This window comes from Microvirga sp. TS319, from assembly GCF_041276405.1.
In the GTDB taxonomy this organism is placed as follows: domain Bacteria; phylum Pseudomonadota; class Alphaproteobacteria; order Rhizobiales; family Beijerinckiaceae; genus Microvirga.
On record NZ_JBGGGT010000001.1, the window covers coordinates 673,233 to 687,057 of the forward strand.

Annotated in this window: 13 protein-coding genes; 2 read left to right on the plus strand and 11 right to left on the minus strand. The window is 64.7% G+C overall.

The genetic code is table 11. The features are described 5' to 3' along the window. The 11 genes from AB8841_RS03080 to coxB all read right to left on the minus strand — a co-directional run bounded on the left by AB8841_RS03080 (position 1) and on the right by coxB (position 12,386). Positions 1-2,778: an EAL domain-containing protein gene (locus tag AB8841_RS03080; protein ID WP_370435516.1), complete on the minus strand. Its 2,778-nt coding sequence runs from the start codon at positions 2,776-2,778 to the stop codon at positions 1-3. Positions 2,779-3,083: 305 nt separating this feature from the next. Beyond that, positions 3,084-4,367 carry a M16 family metallopeptidase gene (locus AB8841_RS03085; protein WP_370434396.1) on the minus strand — a complete coding sequence of 428 codons (1,284 nt, stop codon included), beginning with the start codon at positions 4,365-4,367 and terminating at the stop codon, positions 3,084-3,086. Beyond that, positions 4,364-5,779, minus strand: a complete 1,416-nt coding sequence (thrC, locus tag AB8841_RS03090) for a threonine synthase (protein ID WP_370434397.1) — start codon at positions 5,777-5,779, stop codon at positions 4,364-4,366. The genes AB8841_RS03085 and thrC overlap by 4 nt, the downstream gene beginning before the upstream one ends. Before the next feature lie 116 nt (positions 5,780-5,895). After that, positions 5,896-6,642 (minus strand): SURF1 family protein, encoded by a 747-nt coding sequence (locus AB8841_RS03095; protein ID WP_370434398.1) that lies wholly within the window; start codon positions 6,640-6,642, stop codon positions 5,896-5,898. Next, the gene (locus AB8841_RS03100) at positions 6,639-7,013 is read right to left on the minus strand and encodes a DUF983 domain-containing protein (RefSeq protein ID WP_370435517.1); all 375 of its coding nucleotides are present in this window, start codon (positions 7,011-7,013) and stop codon (positions 6,639-6,641) included. The genes AB8841_RS03095 and AB8841_RS03100 overlap by 4 nt, the downstream gene beginning before the upstream one ends. 97 nt (positions 7,014-7,110) lie before the next feature. After that, positions 7,111-7,956 carry a cytochrome c oxidase subunit 3 gene (locus tag AB8841_RS03105; RefSeq protein ID WP_370434399.1) on the minus strand — a complete coding sequence of 282 codons (846 nt, stop codon included), beginning with the start codon at positions 7,954-7,956 and terminating at the stop codon, positions 7,111-7,113. Between the two features lie 68 nt (positions 7,957-8,024). Beyond that, the gene (locus AB8841_RS03110) at positions 8,025-8,615 is read right to left on the minus strand and encodes a cytochrome c oxidase assembly protein (protein ID WP_370434400.1); all 591 of its coding nucleotides are present in this window, start codon (positions 8,613-8,615) and stop codon (positions 8,025-8,027) included. Positions 8,616-8,622: 7 nt separating this feature from the next. Next, complete coding sequence (locus AB8841_RS03115; RefSeq protein WP_370434401.1) at positions 8,623-8,784, minus strand: hypothetical protein; 162 nt, start codon at positions 8,782-8,784, stop codon at positions 8,623-8,625. Between the two features lie 5 nt (positions 8,785-8,789). Then, on the minus strand, positions 8,790-9,746 hold the full coding sequence (locus AB8841_RS03120; protein WP_370434402.1) for a heme o synthase: 957 nt from the start codon (positions 9,744-9,746) through the stop codon (positions 8,790-8,792). 136 nt (positions 9,747-9,882) lie between these two features. Next, complete coding sequence (ctaD, locus tag AB8841_RS03125) at positions 9,883-11,499, minus strand: cytochrome c oxidase subunit I (protein WP_370434403.1); 1,617 nt, start codon at positions 11,497-11,499, stop codon at positions 9,883-9,885. A 32-nt stretch (positions 11,500-11,531) separates the two neighbouring features. Continuing rightward, on the minus strand, positions 11,532-12,386 hold the full coding sequence (gene coxB, locus AB8841_RS03130) for a cytochrome c oxidase subunit II (protein WP_370434404.1): 855 nt from the start codon (positions 12,384-12,386) through the stop codon (positions 11,532-11,534). A 316-nt stretch (positions 12,387-12,702) separates the two neighbouring features. Here coxB and AB8841_RS03135 point away from each other — a divergent pair, with 316 nt between their 5' ends. Both AB8841_RS03135 and AB8841_RS03140 read left to right on the plus strand, forming a co-directional pair. Beyond that, complete coding sequence (locus AB8841_RS03135; RefSeq protein ID WP_370434405.1) at positions 12,703-13,215, plus strand: invasion associated locus B family protein; 513 nt, start codon at positions 12,703-12,705, stop codon at positions 13,213-13,215. A gap of 37 nt (positions 13,216-13,252) precedes the next feature. Continuing rightward, positions 13,253-13,813: a hypothetical protein gene (locus AB8841_RS03140; RefSeq protein WP_370434406.1), complete on the plus strand. Its 561-nt coding sequence runs from the start codon at positions 13,253-13,255 to the stop codon at positions 13,811-13,813. Positions 13,814-13,825 lie beyond the last annotated feature (12 nt).

Consider the following 13,825-nt stretch of genomic DNA (forward strand, 5'->3'; position numbering starts at 1 on the left):
CTACGCGGCTTCCGTGCTCGTCGCGCCGACGAGCTGGCGCGCCTGCATCACCGACATCGGCTCGCCGAAGACGGGGCCCTGCGCGTATTCGCAGCCGAGCTGGTAGAGTTCGATGGCCTCCGATTCGCTTTCCGCGCCTTCCGCGACGATTTCCATGCCGAGCTCATGCGCCATCTTGACTATGGAGCGCAGAATGACGGAGTTGCCCGAGGCCATCTGGCGGACGAACGACTCGTCGACCTTGATCGTGTCGAACGGGAACCGGAGCAGGTAGGAGAGGGCGGAGTAGCCCGTGCCGAAATCGTCCAGCGAAAGGCCCGCGCCGAGGTCCCGGAGGCGGCCCAGCATCTGGGCCGAATATTCCGGGTTTTCCATCACGAGGCTTTCGGTCATCTCGAGCTTGAGCGAGCCGGGAAGAACCCGCGTGCGGGCGATGACCGTCTTCACTTCCTGCAGGAGGTCGTGCCGCAGGAGATGGTGGCTCGACATGTTCACGCTGGCGAAGATCGGAGGCTCCACCTCCAGGGCGCCCTGCCAGACGGCGAGTTCCCGCGCGGTCTGCTCCAGCAGGAACACGCTGAGCTTGATGATGAGACCCGTCTCCTCGGCGATGGAGATGAAGTCGCTCGGGGAGACGGGGCCAAGGCGCGGATGGTCCCAGCGCAGCATGGATTCGAAGCCCGCGATGGTCCGGTCCTCGAGTCTCACGATCGGCTTGAACAGCACCTTCATCTCGTTGCGCTCGAGCGCATGGCGCAGATCGCTCTCCATCGTGAAATGGTCGCTGCGGTCTGACCGCATCGTGGGGCGGAACACCTCGATCCGGTCGCCGCCGTGGCGCCGGGCATGGGCCATGGCGATCTCGGCGTTGCGCAGGACTTCCTCGCGACGGGCCGCGATCTGCGGATCGTGCAGGGCGATGCCGATGGAGGCGGTGAGAAAGATCTCGCGGTCGGCATAGGTGACCGGGGTCGTCACGATGCGCCGGACCATGTCGGCGAAGGCGATGATGCGATCGGGCTCGCGCTCGGAGAGCAGGATGATCGCGAATTCGTCGCCCGAGATGCGCGCCAGCGTGTCCTGCGGCTTGAGCAGCCGGCCGAGGCGGCGGGAGAGCGTGAGGAGGATCGAGTCGCCGGCCGCGTAGCCGGATTGATCGTTCGTGTCCTTGAACTTGTCGATGTCCACCACGAGTACGGTCGGGCGCAGGGAATCGTCCTGGCTTGCGAAGGTGAGGGCGGCTTCCAGGCGATCGTAGAAGAGCTGACGGTTCGGCAGGCTCGTGAGGCTGTCGTGCACGGCATCGTGCAGCAGACGTTCCTCGGCGGTCTTGCTGCCCGTGACGTCGGCCAATGTGCCGACGATGCGGATCACCTCGCCGTCGGACCCGATCACCGGACGGGCCTTCAGGCGGTACCAATGATGCGCGTTCGATGAGGAGCGGAGGCGGAAATCCTGCACCAGGCGGCCGCGCCGGTGCTCGATGACCGTATCGAGCGCGAGCCGGTAGCGATCCCGGTCGAAGGGATGAATCAGATCGAGCCAGGCCGAGGCGGGGCCTTCGAGAGCACCCCGCTTCAGCCCGAGCTGATGCTCGATGTCGGGGCTGACGAAAATGTTGTCGGAGACCACGTCCCAATCGAACACGATGTCGCCGGCACCCGCGAGGGCGAGGGCGCGGCGCTCCGTGTCGTTGACGAAGCCGCGCGCGAAGCCGCCTCCGGCGAAAGCATGCTGCATGACGGTAAAGCCGATCAGCATGACGATCAGCACGAGACCGCCGATCAGCGCGGGCGGTACGAGGTCGGAGGCGAGCTGACCGAGAATGGTGAAGCTCGCCGCCACCGTCCAGGCGATCAGCAGAAGCCAGGTCGGCACGAGCATGATGGCCCGATCATAGCCGTGCGTCGCCAGATGGATCACGAGAATGAAGCCGATGCCGGCGACGGCGGCGATCGACATGCGCGCCACGCCCGACGCGACCGAGGCGTCGACGACGGCAAGGAGCAGGAGCGCCCCGAGAAAGGCCAGCCAGAAGGCCGTCACATGGCTGTAGCGGACATGCCAGCGGTTCAGGTTCAGATAGGCGAAGAGGAAGACGAGTAGGGTCGCCGCCAGGACCGCTTCCGCTCCGGCGCGATAGATCTGCTCCGTAGCCTCCGAGATCGGGAACACGCGCTGGAAGAAGCCGAAATCGATGCTGGCATAGGCGAGCACCGCCCAGGCCAGAGCCGCTGCGGCCGGGAAGATCAGGGCGCCCTTCACGACGAAGATGATGGTGAGGAACAGGGCGAGCAGGCCCGCGATGCCGATGATGATGCCCTTGTAGAGCGTCAGGCCGTTCACGCGCTCCTTATAGGCGGCTTGATCCCAGAGATGGAGCTGGGGCAGGTTGTTGGTGCGCAGCTCGGCCACGAAGGTGACCGTCGTGCCCGGATCGAGCGTGATGAGGAAGACGTCCGCGTCGGGGCTGTCGTCGCGCTCCGGGCGGATGCCCTGGCTGGCCGTGACGGCGGCGATGCGGGACGAGCCGAGATCCGGCCAGAGAACGCCCGAGCCGGTCAGCCTGAAATGCGGCGCCACGAGGAGGCGGTCCACCTGCTCATCGGTGTCGTTGGTCAGCGCGAAAACGATCCAGTCCGGACGGGTGCCGGCCTCGCGAGCCTTCACGGCGATACGGCGCACGATTCCGTCTCGTCCCGGGGCCGTGGAGATGCGGATCTCGTCGCCGTCCGACCTGTAGCGCTCGATGGCCGGGGTAAGATCGATGGCTTTCATCTTGGGGTCGACCCGGACGGATTCCACCGCCCAGCCGGTCGATGGCCAAGTGAGCCCCAGAAACGCCGCCAGTAGAAAGGCTATGGCGAAAGATACGATCCGCAATGCTTCGGTTCTTTCGTCCGGTCCAAAGGTGAAAGGCGAATTGGTACCGGTCAGGGAGCTTGAGGGCAAGTCGAAGCCTCAAGAGGCCACGACTTGTCCGCATGACTCATTTGTTATCGTTAACCACGCGCATGGAGGCAGTTTGCGGCGGGATTGAGGAGAAAAAGATGTGACGTAACGGAAGAAAGGGCAGAAAATAATCAGCCCTGCAGACCCGCCGTGATTGCCGTAAGGGAAGGCAGGCCCTTGATCGGGCCGATGGCCGCGACGGTCGGTTTTCCCTGTAGGAGGAGGCGTCCCGCCTCTCGGACGTGACCCTCGTCGAGACCGTCCACTTTCCGCACGATCTCGTCGCTTCCCACGATCCGGCCCCACGAGAGGAGCTGGCGTGCCATCCGCTCGATCCGCCCTCCGGGCGTTTCGAGGGCCGTCAAAAGTGCCACCTTCATCTGCGCCTTGGCGCGCGTCATCTCGATGTCGCTGATGTCCTGCGTGGCCTGGCGCATACAGTCGAGGGTCACCTCGGTGAGTTCGCCCACGTCGGATGCGGACGTTCCGGCGCCGATGCCGAAAAGACCGCAATCGGAGAAGGGCCAGTGGAAGGAGTCGATGGAATAGGCGAGGCCCCGGGTCTCGCGGACCTCGTGCCAGAGGCGCGAGGTCAGGCCGCCTCCGAGGATATGGGCGAAGAGATGGGTGGCGTAATAGCCCGGATCCTTGAAGGAGAGCCCGGGCAGACCGAGGACGATATTGGCCTGCTCGAGCTTGCGGGGGATGCGCCGTTCGCCGCCCGTATAATGCCCGGCCTCGGGGGCGCGAATCTCGGTGGCCGGCATCGCTCCGAAGAGTCGCTCGGCCGCGTCAACGATTTGGGCATGATCGACATTGCCGGCCGCCGCGAGCACCATCTTGGCCGGGATGTACTCGCGCGCGAGAAACGCCCGGATGGTGGCGGCGTCGAAGCTTTTGATCGTCTCGGGGGTGCCGAGAATGGGGCGCCCCACGGGCTGGCCGGCGAAGGCCGTCTCCATGAAGGCGTCGTAGATCAGATCGTCCGGCGTATCCTCGACGGCGGCGTGTTCCTGCAGGATCACGCCCTTCTCGCGGGCGAGCTCGCCGTCGTCGAAGACCGAGTTGATGAGGATGTCGCCGAGCACGTCGAGGGCGACATCGGCATTCTCGCCGAGAACGCGCGCCGTATAGCTGGTGTATTCGACGCTGGTGGCGGCGTTGATGTCGCCTCCCACGTTCTCGATGTCCTCGGCGATCTGGCGCGCTGAGCGGCGCGAGGTGCCCTTGAAGGCCATGTGCTCGATGAGATGCGACAGGCCGTGCTCATGGGCCTGCTCGTGGCGCGATCCGGTGCCGACCCACACGCCGAGGGTGGCGGTGGCGATTTCCGGCATGTGCTCGGTCGCGACCGTCAGGCCGTTGGACAGTCTCGTGATGTCGACCCGCTTCTCGCGGACGAAATGCTGGTTCATGCAGCCGCGCCTCTGATGGCCCGGGCGCGCTCGCGGATGAAGCGCTCCACCGAGGCCTGATCGTTCGGGAGAACGGTGAAGCTCTCCCGACGCTCCATCAGATCAGCCATGTGCGGCGGAAGTGCGGGACGAATGCCGGTTGCGCGCTCGACCGCGTCGGGGAACTTGGCCGGATGAGCGGTCGACAGAGCCACGACGGGTACGTCGGGCCGGTCCTCGAGGAGGGCGCGGGCCGCGCGGGTGCCGACGGCGCTGTGCGGATCGAGCACATAGCCGGTCGCGCGGTAGGTTCGAGCCATCTCGTCGGCGACATTCGCCTCGTCGACGGCCCGGGCCGAGAATTCCTCGCGGATGCGGGCAAGCGGGGCCGCCTCGATCAGGAAGGAGCGGGACTGGCCAAGGTTGGCCATCAGGCGGCGGATCGCCTCGGCGTCGCGGCCATAGGCTTCGAACAGCAGGCGCTCGAAATTCGAGGAGATCTGGATGTCCATCGACGGCGAGGTCGTGGGCTCGACGCCCGTGATCTCGTAAGCGCCGGAGTGGAGCGTGCGGGCCAGGATGTCGTTGGCGTTCGTGCCGATCATCAGGCGTTCGACGGGCAGGCCCATCCGCTTGGCGACCCAGCCCGCGAGGATATCGCCGAAATTGCCCGTGGGCACCGAGAAGGAGACGGGCCGGTGCGGCCCGCCGAGCGCCACGGCCGCGGTGAAGTAATAGACCGCCTGCGCGGCCACGCGGGCCCAGTTGATGGAGTTCACGCCCGAGAGCTGGAGCTCGTCGCGGAACCGGGCATTGTTGAACATGCCCTTCACCATGGTCTGGCAATCGTCGAAGGTGCCTTCCACCGCCAGGGCATGAACGTTGGGCGAGGCCACCGTCGTCATCTGGCGGCGCTGCACGTCCGAGACCCGGCCATGGGGGTAGAGGATGAAGATATCGACCTGATCGAGGCCCTTGAAGGCTTCGACCGCGGCGCTGCCCGTATCGCCCGAGGTCGCGCCCACGATGGTGGCGCGCGCGCCGCGCGCCTTGAGAACGTGATCCATGAGGCGGCCGAGGAGCTGCATCGCCACGTCCTTGAAGGCGAGCGTGGGGCCGTGAAAAAGTTCGAGCAGGAAGAGGTTGTCGTCGAGCTGGGTCAGGGGGCAGACGGCGTCATGACGGAAGGACCCGTAGGCCTCGTCGATCATGCGGCCGAGCGCGGCCGCCGGGATGTCGCCGTCCACCAGAGGGCCGAGAACGGCCTTGGCGACCTCTGCGTAGGGTTTTCCGGCAAAGGTCTTGATCGTGTCCGCGGTCAGGCTCGGCCATGCTTCCGGCATGTAGAGGCCGCCGTCCCTGGCGAGGCCGGTCAGAAGCGCGTCGGAAAAGCCAAGCGCGGGAGCCTCCCCGCGGGTCGAGACGTGGAGCACGGTCAATCTCCTGAAAATGCGGCGGGACAATAGGTTGCCGGGGAGGATGCGGCAAGCCGGTTCTCGTATTTCGTCCGGGGAAAGGGCGGAGGTCCGGCAGGCGGATCCGCCGGGATTCATCCCCTAATGCGCTTCCACGTGAAGGCGCTGAAGACGCCGACGAGGGTGAGCGCGAGGCCGTACCACGTCAGCGCATATTGCAGGTGGTTGTTGGGCAGAGTGAGTTGGGTCTGCCCGCCGCGCGGCCAGTCGCCGGGATTGGGCGTGGCGTCCGCGTCGATGAGGAAGGGGGCGACGCGCTCAAGGCCCCGGGCCTGCGCAATGGCCTGCGGGTCTCGGGTGAACCACGTATTCTTCGCGGGATCGTCCTTGGGCGTGAAGAAATTGCGCGCCTCGGGCGCGCGCACGAGGCCGGTGACCGTCACCTCGCCCTCGGGCCGGCCCTGCGGACGCGTGGCGGGATCCTTCAGCTCCATCGGCACGATGCCGCGGTTGACCATCACGACGGCGCCCGTGGGAAGCTTGAGCGGCGTGACGATGTAATAGCCCTGGAGGGGCGCGCCCTGCCGTGTTCCGGGAGCCAGGCCATAGACCGGGGTCTCCAGGTCGTTCAGGAAAGTTCCGGTCACGCGGACCTTGCGGAACTCGTCCTGGTCCGCCCGCCAGCCGGCCCAGTCCGATTCGGGCAGGATGGAGCCGGGCTCGCCATAGGCGCGGGCCTCGATCTGCTGGAGCAGCCCGTCTTTCCAGGCCTTGCGCTGGAGCTGCCAGGTGCCGAGCCCGATGAGGATCGCGAGGGCGATCAGCGTGGCGATCCCCGGCAGAATCAGCGACCGGGCGTTGTTCGGACGTGTCGCGGTCACTTCTGGAATCGCCCTTCCTCCGCTTTGTGGTGGTACTGGAGCGCCACCAGAACGCCCTTCGACGGGCGCACGAGAGCGAGGCTCAAGGCGATGCTGAGCGCCGACCACATGACGAGATGGAGCCAGATCGGCGGCGAGAAGGCGAATTCGACCCACAGGGCGAGGCCGACGACCACGATGCCGACGATGGACATCACGAAGAAGGCCGGGCCGTCCCCCGAATCGGCGAAGGCGAAATCGAGGCCGCAGACCTCGCATCGCGGGCGCATTTTGAGGAAGCCCTGAAACAGGTGGCCCTTGCCGCACCGGGGGCACAGGCCCTTGAGGCCGGTGACGACGGGCGGGGGAACGGTCTGGTCCTGAGCCACGATAATTCTCCGTGAAATGCCTCCCTCACATGGGAAGGAAAGGCCGAAAAGCGAAGGGCGGCTCGAAAGCCGCCCTGCCAAGGTTGTCTCGTGAAAGGCGTTAGTGGCCGCCGTAGCCCCAGACATAGATCGAGGCGAAGAGGAAGAGCCACACCACGTCCACGAAGTGCCAGTACCAGGCCGCGAATTCGAAGCCGAGATGCTGCTGGGGCGTGAAGTCGCCGCGATAGGTGCGCAGCAGGCAGACGGCCAGGAAGATCGTGCCGATGATCACGTGGAAGCCGTGGAAGCCTGTCGCCATGAAGAAGGTGGCGCCGTAGATGTTGCCGCTGAAGCCGAAGGCCGCATGGCTGTACTCGTAGGCCTGGACGCAGCTGAACACGAAGCCCAGGATCACGGTGAGCCACAGGCCCGCCTTGAGGCCCTGGCGGTCGTTGTGCAGGAGCGCGTGATGCGCCCAGGTGACCGTGGTGCCGGAAGTCAGCAGGATCAGCGTGTTGAGCAGCGGCAGGTGCCAGGGATCGAAGGTCTCGATGCCCTTCGGGGGCCACACGCCGCCCAGAGCCTCGACGCGCGAGTAGAGCTGCGGGTCGCCGGCATAGAGCGCGGCATCGAAATAGGCCCAGAACCAGGCTGCGAAGAACATCACCTCGGAGGCGATGAACATGATCATGCCGTAGCGGTGATGCAGCTGAACCACGCGGGTGTGCGAGCCGGTATTGGCTTCGCGCACGACGTCGGTCCACCAGCTGAGCATGGTGTAGAGCACGCCGATGATGCCCGCGCCGAAGATATAGGGGCCCAGGTGCATGCCGCCGAACGCGATGCCCTTCCACCAGGTCACAAACCCGGAAGCCATCAGGAAGGCGCTGATCGAGCCGATGAGCGGCCATGGGCTCGGTTCAAGAATATGAAAGTCGTGGTTCTTGGCGTGGGCCTCGGCCATTTTTTGTCGTCTCCGTGCCTCGAATGTGAACTCGCTTTAAGACGTTTCAGTCCAGCTTGTCACGTCCCTTATTGAGCGATGGGTTTGGTTGATGAGGTCGCCTCCGCCACCGGCTTGCCCGCTTTGGACGGGAAGTAGGTGTAGGACAGCGTGATGGAAGTGAGATCCTTCACGTCGGTATCCTGCGCCAGGCGCGGATCGACGTAGAACACGACCGCCGATTCCAGGGTTTCCCCCGGTTGCAGGGTCTGCTCGGTGAAGCAGAAGCATTCCAGCTTCGAGAAGTAGCTGCCCGCAAGGTCTGGCTGCACGTTGTAGGTGGCGATGCCGGTAGCGGGTTTGTTGCCGGTATTGGTGACCTTGTAATAGACCGTCGTGGTCTCGCCGAGCTTCACTTGGACTTCGGGCTTCTCGGGCGCGAAGCTCCAGCTCAGCGCGGGAGAAACATTGGAGTCGAAGCGCACAGAAATCGTGCGGTCCACCACTTGTGATGCATTGTTGGTGCGCACCACGGGCGTGCCGTCGAAGCCGGTGACCTTGCAGAAGAGATCGTAGAGGGGCACCGAGGCATAGGCGAGCCCGACCATGCCAACGGCGACGCCGAAGCAGGCGAAGGCCGTGCGGTGCATTTTGCGTTGGGTGTTGGGAGCTTCAGCCATTCTCATCTCACAGCGGACGGTTCAGGACCTGCGGGCCCAGCTTCGCGATGGTGATTGCGAAAAGCAGGATGCAGAGAATTCCGAGCGTCAGCCCCAGGGCGATCGATCGGCGCCTGCGGCGCTTCTGTTCCTCGGGCGTGAGGCGATAGGAGGAGTTAGGATCCGACATTCTCTTCACCCCAGAACCGGACGGAAGAAGCCGAAGCCATGCTCCGCGAGGAGCGTGGCGAACAGCAGGAAGAGATACAGGATCGAAAAGCCGAAGAGCTGCTGGGCGACGCGCATGGCCGGCTCGCCCTTACGCAGGCGGTAGACCTGGATCGCGAGCGCCAGCATGCCCAGACCGCCGACGAGCGAGACGATCGCATAGGCGAGGCCGCCGAAGCCCGCGAAGACCGGAGCCATTCCGAGCGGGGCGAGGAGCACCGTATAGGCGAGAATCTGGAACCGTGTCGCAGCAGGACCGGAGACGTTAGGCATCATGGGAACGCCGGCACGTTCGTAGTCGCCCGACTTCACCAGGGCCAGGGCCCAGAAATGGGGCGGCGTCCACATGAAGATGATGGCAAACAGAATGACGCTGTCCCACGCCACGTGTCCGGTCACGGCCGCCTGCGCGACGATCGGGGGAAGGGCACCCGCCGCGCCGCCGATCACGATGTTCTGCTGCGTCGAGCGTTTCAGCCACATGGAATAGACGACGACGTAGAAGAAGATCGTGAAGGCCAGAAGGCCGGCCGCGAGCCAGTTGCTGGCGAGTCCCAGGATTAGCACCGAGCCCGCCGTCAGGGTCATGCCGAAGGCGAGAGCCTCGCCGGGCTGGATCTTGCCGGCGGGGATCGGACGCTTGCGCGTGCGCGTCATGACCGCGTCGATATCCGCGTCCCACCACATGTTCAGGCAACCCGACGCGCCGCCGCCGACGGCGATCATCAGGAGCGAGACGAAAGCCAGCACGGGATTCACGTCCGGATGACTCACGACCATTCCGACGAGCGCCGTGAAGACGACGAGGAACATCACGCGAGGCTTCAGGAGAGCGAAGAAGTCGGACACGTCTCCTTGGGAGAGGCCCGCTTGGTCGAGGCTCTCGGTTTGGGAATCGGTCAAACTGTTCGACAGGGTGTTCATATCCAATAATCTTCCGAAACGCCGAAGGGTGAGGCGAGAGCGCCTCTCGATGTCAGCTCCTCGCCGGAAGGCTTGGGATGTGGATCCAAGCCCTCGGGGGAAGAGCGGGCGGCAAAAGCCGCCCGGCTCGATGGATCTAGTGGCCCGTATCGACGATGCGGGGCAGGGTCTCGAACTGGTGGTAGGGCGGCGGAGAGGACAGGGTCCATTCCAGCGTCGTCGCACCTTCGCCCCACGGGTTGCCGGCGGCCTTCTCCTTGCGGACGAAAGCGTAGATCACGCCGCCGATGAAGACGAACAGACCGGCGAAGAAGATATAGGAGCCGATCGAGGAGACCAGGTTCCAGCCCGCGAACGCATCCGGATAATCCGCGTAGCGGCGCGGCATGCCGGACAGGCCGAGGAAGTGCATCGGGAAGAACAGCACGTTGGCGCCGATGAACGCGATCCAGAAGTGCAGCTTGCCGATCCAGTCGGGCATCACGTAGCCGGTGATCTTCGGGAACCAGTAGTAGATGCCCGCGAAGATCACGAACACGGCGCCGAGCGAGAGCACGTAGTGGAAGTGCGCCACCACGTAGTAGGTGTCGTGCATGTAGCGATCGATGGGCGCGTTCGCCAGCACGACGCCGGTGACGCCGCCGACCGTGAACAGGAACACGAAGCCCACGGCCCACTGCATGGCCGCCGTGAAGCGGATCGAGCCGCCCCACATCGTGGCGATCCACGAGAAGATCTTCACGCCGGTGGGAACCGCGATCACCATCGTGGCGAACACGAAATAGGCCTGGGTCTGCAGCGAGAGGCCGACCGTGTACATGTGGTGCGCCCACACGACGAAGCCGACGACGCCGATTGCCACCATGGCGTAGGCCATGCCGAGATAGCCGAAGATCGGCTTCTTCGAGAAGGTGGAGATGATGTGCGACACGATGCCGAAGGCCGGCAGGATCATGATGTACACTTCGGGGTGGCCGAAGAACCAGAACAGGTGCTGGTAGAGCACCGGATCGCCGCCGCCGGCCGGGTCGAAGAAGGTCGTGCCGAAGTTGCGGTCGGTCAGCAGCATCGTGATCGCGCCCGCGAGAACCGGCAGCGACAGGAGCAGCAGGAACGCGGTGACCAGCATGGCCCAGGCGAAGAGCGGCATCTTGTGCAGCGTCATGCCCGGTGCGCGCATGTTGAGGATCGTGGTGATGAAGTTGATCGCACCGAGGATCGAGGCCGCGCCGGCGAGGTGCAGGGCCAGGATGCCGAAGTCGAGAGCCGGGCCGGGATGGCCCATGGTCGAAAGCGGCGGATAGACCGTCCAGCCGCCGCCGAAGCCGAGCGAGCCCGGAGCGCCTTCGACGAAGAGCGAGCACAGCATCAGGCAGAAGGCCGAGACGGTGAGCCAGAAGGAGATGTTGTTCATCCGCGGGAAGGCCATGTCGGGCGCCCCGATCATGAGCGGGATGAACCAGTTGCCGAAGCCGCCGATCAGGGTGGGCATCACCATGAAGAACACCATGATGAGGCCGTGGCCGGTCACGAAGACGTTGAAGGCCTGCGGATTGGAGAAGAACTGCAGACCGGGCTCCTGGAGTTCCAGGCGCATGGCGATCGACAGAAGGCCGCCGACGATGCCCGCCGTGAAGCCGAAGATGAGGTAGAGGGTGCCGATGTCCTTGTGGTTCGTCGAATAGAACCAGCGCCGCCAGAACGTCGGGTGATCGTGGTGATCCGCGTGAGCGGCATCAACTGCATGTGCCATGATGCGACCTCTATGGTCCTTGATTTTCTAAATTACTGGGCGTCGGCGAGTTGGAACGGAGCCGAACCTTCGGCGGAAGCATAACGCTGCTTCGCCTCAGCCAGCCAAGCGGCATATTGCTGCTCGCTCACGACGCGGATTTCGATCGGCATATAGGGATGGCCGTTGCCGCAGAGTTCCGAGCACTGACCGTAATAGACGCCTTCCTTCTCGGCCTTGAACCAGGTTTCGTTCAGGCGTCCGGGAATGGCGTCGACCTTGATGTAGAACGACGGCATGGCGAAGGAGTGGATCACGTCCGCCGAAGTCACCTGGACGCGCACGACCTTGCCGACCGGCACCACCATGGCGTTGTCGGCGCCCAGAAGGCGCGGCTGGTCGGGCTTCAGAGCGGCCGCGTCGGTGACCATGTTCGAATCGAACTTGAAGCCGCCCTGATCGGCCGGGTACTCGTAGCCCCAGTACCAGGAATAGCCCGTCGCCTTGATCACGATGTCCGCCTGCGGCGGAACCAGCTGCTGGCGGAGGAGGCGGAAGGACGGGATCGCGACCGCGACGAGGATCAGCACCGGAACGATTGTCCAGGCCACCTCGAGAAGAGTGTGGTGAGTGGTCCGCGAGGGAACCGGGTTCTTCCGCTCGTTGAAACGGGCGATGACCACCAGGAGCAGCGCCGCAACGAAGAGGCAGATCAGGGCGATCAGCCAAAGCAGGTAGGTGTGGAAGTTGGACACGCTCTGTCCCAACTCGGTCACCATCTCCTGCATGCCGGTTTCCCAGGGAGAGGGGCGGCCTGCGGCAGCCCATGCCTCACTTATGCCCAACACAAGTGCGACCGCTGCCGTGGAGAGGGCGGTCACCGATCGACGTCCAGTCTCGATCCGCATCGGCGTTCCAAAGCTCCTAAAGATATGGTGGCCGGGAGGCCACGAAAGCATAAAGGATACGACGCGGGCGTGCGAATAGCGGCGCCCGGCTTGCGCCATCACCTTTGATCCACGCCAAAGACCACAGTACGCGCCGAAGCGCAACGGTTCCGAGGCCGCAATTTGTGCGTCATAACCGCCAAAAGCGATTGTGGTCCCCACATATCTCCCTCTCGCTTGACATTATAGCCTCTGCCATGGTCCCAACGGGCCGAGGATTTGGATCGGAGCGGCCGTGCCGCTGCCCTTGATAGAGGGTTCAAGCAAGGAGAAACCGATGGGCGTTTCACGATGGGTCCGCTATGGGGTGACGGCATTCCTTGGCCTGTCAGCCTTGGCCGCTGCGAGTGGCGCCGGCGCCCAAGGGATGGTGAAGAACACCTTTGGCGACTGGCAGATGCGCTGCGAGACCCCCGCGGGGGCAACCGCAGAGCAATGCGCTCTCGTTCAGAACGTGGTGGCGGAGGACCGGCCGAACGTCACCCTCGTCATTATTGTGTTGAAAACCGCCGACGGCAAAAGCCGCCTTCTCCGCGTGGTCGCGCCGCTTGGTATTCTTCTGCCGTCCGGGCTGGGCCTGAAGATCGACCAGACGGATATCGGCCGGGCGGGGTTCGTGCGCTGCCTGGCCACGGGTTGCGTTGCCGAGGTTGTCATGGAAGATAATCTCATCAATCAGATGAAGACCGGGCAGTCCGCCACCTTCATCGTGTTCCAGACGCCCGAGGAGGGCATCGGAATTCCCGTGTCGCTGAACGGATTCGCGACCGGCTTCGATGCGCTTCCGTAAAGAGACAAGACGGCAGGAAGAGAGCCGGGGGAGTTCGATGATAAAGGGTTTGGGTGCAAGGGCCGGTGTGGCATTGGCCGTTCTGGGCGTTTCGACTCTGGCCGGATGCACGTCTTCCGGCGAGGGCGGCGGCATGGGCATCGGCGAAATGCTGCTGACGGGGGGCGCGTCGCTCGCGCCGGTGCAGGCCAAGGCTCTGGACGATGTGTACTGCCCGCCGGTGACGGTCTTCGAGGGGGGCTCAACGCTCCGGTCCGGAGATCCGTCGTCCCCGCGCAGCCAGATCGCGATCGCCGATCTCGCCCGCGAATGCGTGGGGCAACCGGACGGCTCGACCCTGGTGAAGGTCGGCGTCGAAGCCCGTGTCCTCCTGGGCTCCGGCGGATCGGCGGGGCGCTACAATGTCCCGGTCCAGTTCGTGGTGAAGGACGGCTCGACCATCATCGCGAACAGAAGCCGCAGCGGCTTGGCGACCATTCCGGCCGGTAGCACCCAGGCGAGCGTGACCGTCGTCGAGGACAACATCGTCGTGCCCGCGGCGCTCACCAACACCTTCGAGATCGAAGTCGGGCTCGGTGCCCGAGGGCGGCGCGGCTAAGCCGGCTCACTC

Bases quoted from the DNA above. Each gene is read 5' to 3' on its own strand.
- AB8841_RS03080 (WP_370435516.1), bottom strand. From the start codon at position 2,778: ATGAAAGCCATCGATCTTACCCCGGCCATCGAGCGCTACAGGTCGGAC.
- AB8841_RS03085 (WP_370434396.1), bottom strand. From the start codon at position 4,367: ATGAACCAGCATTTCGTCCGCGAGAAGCGGGTCGACATCACGAGACTG.
- AB8841_RS03105 (WP_370434399.1), bottom strand. From the start codon at position 7,956: ATGGCCGAGGCCCACGCCAAGAACCACGACTTTCATATTCTTGAACCG.
- AB8841_RS03110 (WP_370434400.1), bottom strand. From the start codon at position 8,615: ATGGCTGAAGCTCCCAACACCCAACGCAAAATGCACCGCACGGCCTTC.
- AB8841_RS03115 (WP_370434401.1), bottom strand. From the start codon at position 8,784: ATGTCGGATCCTAACTCCTCCTATCGCCTCACGCCCGAGGAACAGAAG.
- AB8841_RS03120 (WP_370434402.1), bottom strand. From the start codon at position 9,746: ATGAACACCCTGTCGAACAGTTTGACCGATTCCCAAACCGAGAGCCTC.
- ctaD (WP_370434403.1), bottom strand. From the start codon at position 11,499: ATGGCACATGCAGTTGATGCCGCTCACGCGGATCACCACGATCACCCG.
- coxB (WP_370434404.1), bottom strand. From the start codon at position 12,386: ATGCGGATCGAGACTGGACGTCGATCGGTGACCGCCCTCTCCACGGCA.
- AB8841_RS03135 (WP_370434405.1), top strand. From the start codon at position 12,703: ATGGGCGTTTCACGATGGGTCCGCTATGGGGTGACGGCATTCCTTGGC.
- AB8841_RS03140 (WP_370434406.1), top strand. From the start codon at position 13,253: ATGATAAAGGGTTTGGGTGCAAGGGCCGGTGTGGCATTGGCCGTTCTG.